At 37.5% G+C, this 7,413-nt stretch carries 9 protein-coding genes and 1 tRNA gene; 4 read left to right on the forward strand and 6 right to left on the reverse strand.

Features of this window, described 5'->3' with window-relative positions; genetic code table 11:
* Together HDE68_RS20330 and HDE68_RS20335 are read right to left on the reverse strand one after the other, a co-directional pair.
* Complete coding sequence (locus HDE68_RS20330) at positions 1-531, reverse strand: ferritin (protein ID WP_183884065.1); 531 nt, start codon at positions 529-531, stop codon at positions 1-3.
* A gap of 106 nt (positions 532-637) precedes the next feature.
* Positions 638-1,003: a hypothetical protein gene (locus HDE68_RS20335; protein WP_183884066.1), complete on the reverse strand. Its 366-nt coding sequence runs from the start codon at positions 1,001-1,003 to the stop codon at positions 638-640.
* Positions 1,004-1,214: 211 nt separating this feature from the next.
* On the opposite strand from HDE68_RS20335, the gene HDE68_RS20340 reads away from it, so the two are divergent.
* Both HDE68_RS20340 and HDE68_RS20345 read left to right on the forward strand, forming a co-directional pair.
* Positions 1,215-1,715 (forward strand): DinB family protein, encoded by a 501-nt coding sequence (locus HDE68_RS20340; protein ID WP_183884067.1) that lies wholly within the window; start codon positions 1,215-1,217, stop codon positions 1,713-1,715.
* A 145-nt stretch (positions 1,716-1,860) separates the two neighbouring features.
* Entirely contained in the window at positions 1,861-2,814 is a 954-nt protein-coding gene (locus HDE68_RS20345; RefSeq protein WP_183884068.1) for a hypothetical protein, read from the forward strand.
* Positions 2,815-2,927: 113 nt separating this feature from the next.
* On the opposite strand, the gene HDE68_RS20350 is transcribed toward HDE68_RS20345, so the two are convergent.
* Positions 2,928-3,830 (reverse strand): helix-turn-helix domain-containing protein, encoded by a 903-nt coding sequence (locus HDE68_RS20350; RefSeq protein ID WP_183884069.1) that lies wholly within the window; start codon positions 3,828-3,830, stop codon positions 2,928-2,930.
* Between the two features lie 194 nt (positions 3,831-4,024).
* Between HDE68_RS20350 and msrB the strand changes: the two genes are divergently transcribed.
* Together msrB and HDE68_RS20360 are read left to right on the forward strand one after the other, a co-directional pair.
* Positions 4,025-4,498: a peptide-methionine (R)-S-oxide reductase MsrB gene (gene msrB, locus HDE68_RS20355; RefSeq protein ID WP_183884070.1), complete on the forward strand. Its 474-nt coding sequence runs from the start codon at positions 4,025-4,027 to the stop codon at positions 4,496-4,498.
* A gap of 105 nt (positions 4,499-4,603) precedes the next feature.
* Positions 4,604-4,693, forward strand: a tRNA-Ser gene (locus HDE68_RS20360).
* 38 nt (positions 4,694-4,731) lie between these two features.
* On the opposite strand, the gene HDE68_RS20365 is transcribed toward HDE68_RS20360, so the two are convergent.
* The 3 genes from HDE68_RS20365 to HDE68_RS20375 all read right to left on the reverse strand — a co-directional run bounded on the left by HDE68_RS20365 (position 4,732) and on the right by HDE68_RS20375 (position 6,307).
* A complete protein-coding gene (locus HDE68_RS20365; RefSeq protein WP_183884071.1) occupies positions 4,732-5,076 on the reverse strand; it encodes a hypothetical protein in 345 nt (114 codons plus the stop codon).
* A complete protein-coding gene (locus HDE68_RS20370; RefSeq protein ID WP_183884072.1) occupies positions 5,069-5,278 on the reverse strand; it encodes a transposase in 210 nt (69 codons plus the stop codon). The genes HDE68_RS20365 and HDE68_RS20370 overlap by 8 nt, the downstream gene beginning before the upstream one ends.
* Positions 5,279-5,359: 81 nt before the next feature.
* Positions 5,360-6,307 carry an alpha/beta fold hydrolase gene (locus HDE68_RS20375; RefSeq protein ID WP_221300836.1) on the reverse strand — a complete coding sequence of 316 codons (948 nt, stop codon included), beginning with the start codon at positions 6,305-6,307 and terminating at the stop codon, positions 5,360-5,362.
* Positions 6,308-7,413: the final 1,106 nt, after the last annotated feature.

Here is a 7,413-nt window from a genome sequence, read left to right on the forward strand (position 1 = left end):
TTATGCTTCGCTGTCGTAAACAATACCGCCAACATGTTTGTCGATCTGCCATCTTCCAGTACCTTCTTCGCCGATAACATCGAACAATTCAAGGGCACGTCTTGCTTTGTATTCTTCTTCACGTTGTTCTTTGAAGAACCAGTTTAAGAATTCAACAGTAACGTAATCTTGCTCTTTATGGCAGTTAGCTGCGATATTTTTAAGAGATTGGGTTACACTGATTTCCTGGTCTAAAGCTTCTTCAAAAACTTCTCTGAAAGAGTTATATTCGATTTTGATGTTTGCTACTTCCGGAGAAATTGCAGTACCGCCCATATCAAGAACGTATTTATATATTTTAAGCTGGTGTTGTCTTTCTTCGTCCGATTGTTTAAAGAAATAGTCAGATGAGAAATCATAACCATGTTGGTTACACCATGATGCCATTGCTAAATATGCTGATGAAGATTGAGCTTCTTTTTTTATTTGTTGGTTTAAGAGTCTCTCTACTTCCGTAGAAAGCAAACACTTAACGCGGATGATATCTTTCATATGATTGATTTTAATTATTACCTCTTTCGTATAACAAAAGTAGTGCTATAAATCAATTTATATGAATTTAAAAGAAATATGGAAAGATTCTAAGTCTAAAGAAAGATTAGGCCATCAGGCGATAAACCCTGTCATGTAAAATCCTGTTCAGTTCAAGCATGACGAAAGTCCCTTCGATCAGTTCTTTGAATGCAATAATTTCCAGTAAGGTTAATACATAGCAATGATCGCATGCGCAGATGAAAACAATTTCAATATCTGGTGCTTTATCAGAACTTAGCAGTAAAGCTTCGATATCGATACCGTAAATGGCCTTTCTAAGCTTCATGATAGAACGATAGTCAAAACGATTGTTATGACCTGCAAAATTAACGTACCAGCATTTTTGAGAATCCGACTGAAAAACAGATCCATTCCTGGTTTGGAATACTTCTAATAAATCAACTGAAGGTGCTACGGCTACGTTTTGCATTCACATGGTGTTTATGATTACAAAGATTCACATTATTTAGACTTGATACAAATAAATTGATAAAAATAATTCACATATTTTTTAATATTCCACAATTGTGTACGTTCTTTTCAAATATTCCTATATTGTTACCACCTAAATTTACGTCGTATTTGCTGGGATTTACCTCCCATTAAGAATTTGAAAAACAATAATTTTAACCCTTACCCCTATGTACCGTAGTATTGAAGATTTCGAAAATGACTGGAAGAACGAAGAGCAGCGCACACTTCAAATATTCCGAAACATTACGGATGAAACTAAATCCATCAAAATCCATGAGCATGTTAGAACTCTTGACAGATTAGCCTGGCACATTACCCAGATTATTCCTGAAATGGGGATGCATGCTGGTTTGATGACAGAAAACCTGCTTGATGGAAAACCAATACCAGAAAGCTTTGAGGAAATTATTAATGTATACCAGGAATATAATACGATCCTGCTGAAAAGAGTAAAGTCTAAATGGACGGACTCTACTTTGGGCGATCAAGTGGATATGTATGGCCAGGTCTGGACTAAAGGACAGGTTTTATCTGTATTTGTAACGCACCAGACTCATCACCGGGCACAGATGACTATAGTGATGCGCATGGTAGGTTTGCCGGTACCTGGCGTGTACGGACCTGCTAAAGAAGAATGGGTAAATATGGGAATACCGGCTATGGATTAAATCATTGCCTTGCTAAATCTAAAAAGCCTGGACATTTGATTGTTCAGGCTTTTTGTATTGTTAATATGGTGAAATTTATTCTTTATATAAGTACTTAAGTGTCAGATAATATGTAACTTGTTGTGTAGAATTTTATCTTTTACTGATGAATACACTCTCCGAACCACAACAAAATAAATCACAGGCAGCTGTTAGTACAGGTGCTCAGAAACAAAGCAATCCTATCCCTGCATTTACTGACAACCGGCCCGAGGCTATTGCGCAAAGGAAACTACAGGAAGCCATAGATAACAGCCCCCGCGTACAACAGCTAAAAGGTTATCAGGAGCTCGCAAATGATTATTCTGGTAACAAAACAGCACAGTTAAAAAATATTAGTGGTTTAAGTCAGACTCCGGTTCAGGGGCCTCATCAAAGTCATTGTGGATGTGTGGGCTGTAATACTGTACAACGGGTAAAAATACCAGACACGCATGACCATAAAGATGCACGTAGATATACTCAGGAAAGAGTTTATACCAATAGACCAGCAGTAAGTGGTTCTGGAAGAAGAGCAGCGACCTGTGAGGGGTGTCATAAGCCAGAGCTGATGGAAAGGCTGCAAGTTGATCATATGGTTCCGGAAGCTTTTTTGAGAAAACTACATGAAATGTATGGTGCTGGTGGTAATCCTAACCGTGCAAAAAATATTGCTGGCGCACTGCAATTAGACTGGACTAAAAGAGATGAATTAGACTCTTCTCTTACTAACGAAGCTTACTCCCAAAGTATGAGAGAAAGATTTGCGAACTATGAAGTGGAAGAAGATCTTGAGTTTAAAGGCAATCTATACGAAGTTCTCTCTGACGTAGATAACTTATGGATGCTTTGTCCTGAATGTAATGGGAAAAAGGAAAAAACAGATAAGCTGCTTAAAGTAGACTATGACGCACTTAACGCGTATTTTAATCATGGCTCAGCTACCAGAAAGAAACAAATGACAAAATATTTATCCAAATGGATTGGAACTGATTACTTCTGGGACCCAAATGCTGCAGTGCAAATTCTTGATGTACCAAATTCTCCAGGTTATTCTGATCCTGAAGAAATGGAGGTATAATAAGAGGAATCTATATAGATTTAGTAAATTACTATTTTTATGAGCTGAAAAAGGCCTGAACAATTCAATGTTCAGGCCTTTTATTTATTATTCGGTTTTAGAAACTGTTAAAATCAAACATTTCTAAAGTGCCCTGGTGTAAAGGCCGTTTGCTTTTTAAAGAAGTTATTAAAATGTGCTGCTTCTTCAAAACCAAGACAGTAGCCAATTTCAGAGATATTCCAGTCTGTATGTTTCAATAAAGACTTAGCTTCTGTGAGTACACGTTCAGAGATCAGATCTGTGGTAGTTTTACCTGTGGTAACCTTGATAGACCTGTTTAAGTGATTTACGTGTACTGCAAGCCGCTCAGCGAAGTCTTTCGCAGAGCGAAGCGCGAATCTCTGAGAAGGTGTTTCAATAGGAAACTGACGTTCTAATAGCTCGGTGAATACAGCAGTGATTCTGGATTGTGCGTTTGGATGCTGATAAAGACTTTCAGAAGGCTCAGATTTTAAAGCGTAATGTGTTAATTCTGTCACATAGTTACGCAACAGATCATATTTAAATACGTAATCAGAGTTGATTTCTTCCAGCATTTTTTCAAATATGCCAGCCACAAATTGTTCTTGTGTATCATTTAAAAAATAGGCAGGCTTCCCCCCTATGCTAAACATCGGCAGCTCATTCAGGCTTCCCCGGATTTTCTCTGTAAAGAAAGATTCTGTAAAAATGCAGAAGTAGCCGGTAGTACTTTCAGAAAGCGCCTGTACCGTATAAGGAACATTAGGATTGAAAAATATTAAGGTCGTACCTTTAATAACAATACTTTTATCAGCATAGTGATAGAGGTATTCTCCACGCACCAGGCTCACTTTATAAAAATCCCTGCGGCTGTAGGTAACAGGTGTGCCACTTGGCCCGTGGCAATCTTCAATACGGAAAACATTAAAATGCCCTACGCCGTTTTGTAAGGTCTGTGGAACACTATTAAACTTTTGCTGATAAAAGTGTTCTAATGTTTGTGTCTTATCCATAATATGAATTTAAGCAATTTACTTCAACAAAAGTAATAGAAACAGTGCTTAGGTAAATTGCGCTAATCAAACCGTTAATTGCAAAATTCAAACAATCTGGTTAATGAAGAATTGTAAGGATATAATCATATTAGGTATTTATAAAATCCGTGCTTCTCTTCTGCTCGTTTATAAGGTTATTTAAATCTAAAGTTATGAGACAGATAGCAAGTATAACCGTAATTGTCCTGATGTTTTTAACCGCATGCGGGCAGCAGCCAGTAAAACAGAAAAAGTATCTGATTACCAAAACAGATACGGAGTGGAAAAAGTTGCTTAGTCCTACTGCCTATCAGATCATGGTAGAGCGTGGAACAGAAAGACCTTATCATAACGCTTATTATAATAACCACGAAAAGGGGATTTATGTGAGTGCAGCCACCGGCGAACCTTTATTCAGCTCAGATGATAAATACGATTCTGGTACAGGATGGCCAAGTTTCACTAAACCTATTAATAGTAATGCAATAGAAGTAGTGCAGGATAATAGCCTTGGTATGTCAAGAGATGAGATTGTGGAGGCAAAAACAGGGCTTCATTTGGGCCATGTGTTCGATGATGGGCCAAAAGATAAAGGCGGATTGAGGTATTGTATGAACTCAGGAGCATTTAAATTCATTAAAAAGTAGGTTTTTGAGGGGTTAATTGCATTTTTTTTAATTCATAATGAGGTTGTTAAACAATTAACCGTATCTATTGTTTGCGGAAATGAACATTATTTGTACTTTTGTCGCGGAGAGTTGGCAGAGTGGTCGATTGCGGCAGTCTTGAAAACTGTTGACTTGTCAAAGGGTCCGCGGGTTCGAATCCCCCACTCTCCGCCAAACAAAAATGCTACCCTTTTCGGGTGGCATTTTTTGTTTTAAAGCAAGTTCAGCGCCTCATTGGCGCAAGGCTTGATTAAAAACAAAAAATTGCCAGGAGCGCAGCGACAGCATTTTTGATTGAAGCCTCCCCCAAAAGGGATCAGCGAGCGAAGCGAGCTAATCCACTCCGGAATGATCTTGAGAAGATCCAGGAGATAATCTAACGCCCTGAAAATCATATGATAGCAGGCTTTTTGCATTTTAGAGGTACCCAAAACATGCACCGTTTCCCATCCTGTAGGTGAGCGATTCGGTGCATGTTTTGGAAATTGAAATGACTCACCGAATTTCGTATATCTATTTGATATACAACCATCCAAACGATAAGGTATACTAAACATCGCGCATCATGTTTTCAATATCAGACACACTCATAGCTTTTGCATACAGCGATACGATTACTTTTTCAACCCCGTCAATCATGTTATGTCGTTTGGGAACAATAATTGGGTTGAAAGAACCATCTCGATCCCTGGGGACCTGAATAGCCAGGTCACCTTGATCACTGTGAACTTTTTTCTTCTTGTGATTTACCGAGATCATCCAAGTAGTGAATGTTATACACATTTAATTGTTGTTATTATACACTTCAAACAAGGAAGCGCTACGACGGGATCAATTATTTTATTTTCCTAAAAAAGACTCAAGTTCTGCTACAATTCGTTTAGATTGTGTATGATGTAGATAATGAGAACCAGGCAATAAGATTAGTTTTCCCTTATCCACGCTGTTGGCTTGCGCTTGATGCAGTTCTGTCCAGCCTTTGACAGCTGAGTTTTCGTCTGCAAATAATAAAACAGGTAAATCCTTCGGGAAAGATAATTTTTGAGCATCTTTAAAACTACTACTTAATGAAGTTGCTTCTCTGTGCAAAGTATTGTTTCCGGTTACTTTCATCGTAATCATGTGTTCTTGTTCAAAACGGTGTACTTCTGATTCTTCTTTAGGTTTTTCATTTCCAAAAAACTTTAAAAATGCACGCATTACACCTACTTTGGCTAAAAAATCCATAGGTGCCGAATTATAACCCGGCCAGGGTTGTGTTGGCACACTGGTATCAATACCTACAAATGCGATTGCTTTACCTGGATAATTGTTAATGTATGCTAAGCTGTAAAGCCCAGCAATGGAATGCCCCATTAATATAAAACGATTAAGATTTAATTGTTTCACAACTTCATGGATTTCTTCCGACATATTATTCAAACTGCGTTCACGATTTGTTTCACTACTCAATCCATAACCAAAAGGTTCAATCGTGATCACTGTATACTTTTTGTCTAATTCTTTGATTAATGGTTCAAAATCTAATCTTGGGCTTGCCGTTCCAAATCCGGTGAGCAAAACAATCGTGTCTGGACCATGGCCATCTATTGTAATATTCATTGTACCGTCAAAAATTTTTATTTTTTGACCATAATCTTCAATTTTATCAGCTTCGATGCTTGAATTGACTTGATGAATCAGGAATGTCGTAATGAGTAGGATAGCGATTATGGATACAATTCCTATGATTGTTGTTAAAAATATTTTTGATATTCTCATTATGAGCGAAGGACGGTTTTTAGCCATTTTTTTAATTTCGGTATTATTTTGCAAGATTACAGCTTCAATATTTAATCACTTGGGCATTTCGGAATGTTGATGCCAGTGTTTTCGGTCAACCTATGCCAATTATAAGATCATACAAATTTATAAAAAATGCTGCAATTATTCCTGCTCTTAGTTCTTGCGCTTTCATTGCTACCACTTAATAAAAATTTCTGTAAATTTGTATTCAGTTAATACTGTGCTTACGACAGATCCCGGCGATAGAATTCTCTGCACGTAGCGCTTCCATCACGATCAAAATTTCTATTCTGCAGTGAAGATTCTTCGGGTACTGCGACCTACATCCTTGATAAAATTTTCGGGGATTGTTTTTTTTGGTCTTCCCATAATGATTAAAGTTAATTTTTTTTAGGAAAACACTCTATTAGTTTTTAATGAATTATGTCCAAAAGACAAACTTTCTGAGCATAAAATTTCTGCGACCTATCATGTTGGAGAAGATTTTGTTTTAAAACATTTATACCTAAATTTATTATACAGCATTTGCAGCTATAAAAGATATTAAGATCGGTGAGTGATTCGGCGAGTCACCAATCTCTACCCCTCGATACAATACTTTGAAGCGGGATATTAAGTTCGGGAACAATTCCCCCACTCTCCGCCAAACATAAATGCTACCCTTTTCGGGTGGCATTTATTGTTTTAAAATAAGTTCTGCATTTCTTCAATGCTAGACTTGCTTTAAAAGGATCAAGTCATCAACTTGTGGAGCAGGCTGTTTTTAAGCATAAATTTTGACTCTTATAGCTCTGGAAGTTGCTTTGAAAGCCTTCAATTTACATGGGAATGACTCAGCCGAAACAAGGCCGTGCTGTTAGTAAATAGATTCAAAATAGCTAAATAATCAATCTATATTGGCCGGGTACTGCCTGAGTACTGTTCGGGTACTCGTTAGGGTAAGAGCAGTGTTAAAGTAACGTAAGAGCATGGCAAGTCCAAGTAAAAACAACTAGTTGAAATGACTTAGAGTTACTATGCTTAAAGGCTGTTTACAACCTGTTCTTACACCGACCACCACTCAGGCACAAACAAAGTATAACTCGTTGAAGACTGATGAAATTATAATT

Origin of the sequence: Pedobacter cryoconitis, assembly GCF_014200605.1 — a bacterium.
In the GTDB taxonomy this organism is placed as follows: domain Bacteria; phylum Bacteroidota; class Bacteroidia; order Sphingobacteriales; family Sphingobacteriaceae; genus Pedobacter; species Pedobacter cryoconitis_B.

What these genes read in the sequence shown, in the direction of transcription:
- HDE68_RS20330 (WP_183884065.1), bottom strand. Translation starts at nt 531, where the DNA reads ATGAAAGATATCATCCGCGTTAAGTGTTTGCTTTCTACGGAAGTAGAG.
- HDE68_RS20335 (WP_183884066.1), bottom strand. Translation starts at nt 1,003, where the DNA reads ATGCAAAACGTAGCCGTAGCACCTTCAGTTGATTTATTAGAAGTATTC.
- HDE68_RS20340 (WP_183884067.1), top strand. Translation starts at nt 1,215, where the DNA reads ATGTACCGTAGTATTGAAGATTTCGAAAATGACTGGAAGAACGAAGAG.
- HDE68_RS20345 (WP_183884068.1), top strand. Translation starts at nt 1,861, where the DNA reads ATGAATACACTCTCCGAACCACAACAAAATAAATCACAGGCAGCTGTT.
- HDE68_RS20350 (WP_183884069.1), bottom strand. Translation starts at nt 3,830, where the DNA reads ATGGATAAGACACAAACATTAGAACACTTTTATCAGCAAAAGTTTAAT.
- msrB (WP_183884070.1), top strand. Translation starts at nt 4,025, where the DNA reads ATGAGACAGATAGCAAGTATAACCGTAATTGTCCTGATGTTTTTAACC.
- HDE68_RS20365 (WP_183884071.1), bottom strand. Translation starts at nt 5,076, where the DNA reads ATGTTTAGTATACCTTATCGTTTGGATGGTTGTATATCAAATAGATAT.
- HDE68_RS20370 (WP_183884072.1), bottom strand. Translation starts at nt 5,278, where the DNA reads ATGATCTCGGTAAATCACAAGAAGAAAAAAGTTCACAGTGATCAAGGT.
- HDE68_RS20375 (WP_221300836.1), bottom strand. Translation starts at nt 6,307, where the DNA reads ATGGCTAAAAACCGTCCTTCGCTCATAATGAGAATATCAAAAATATTT.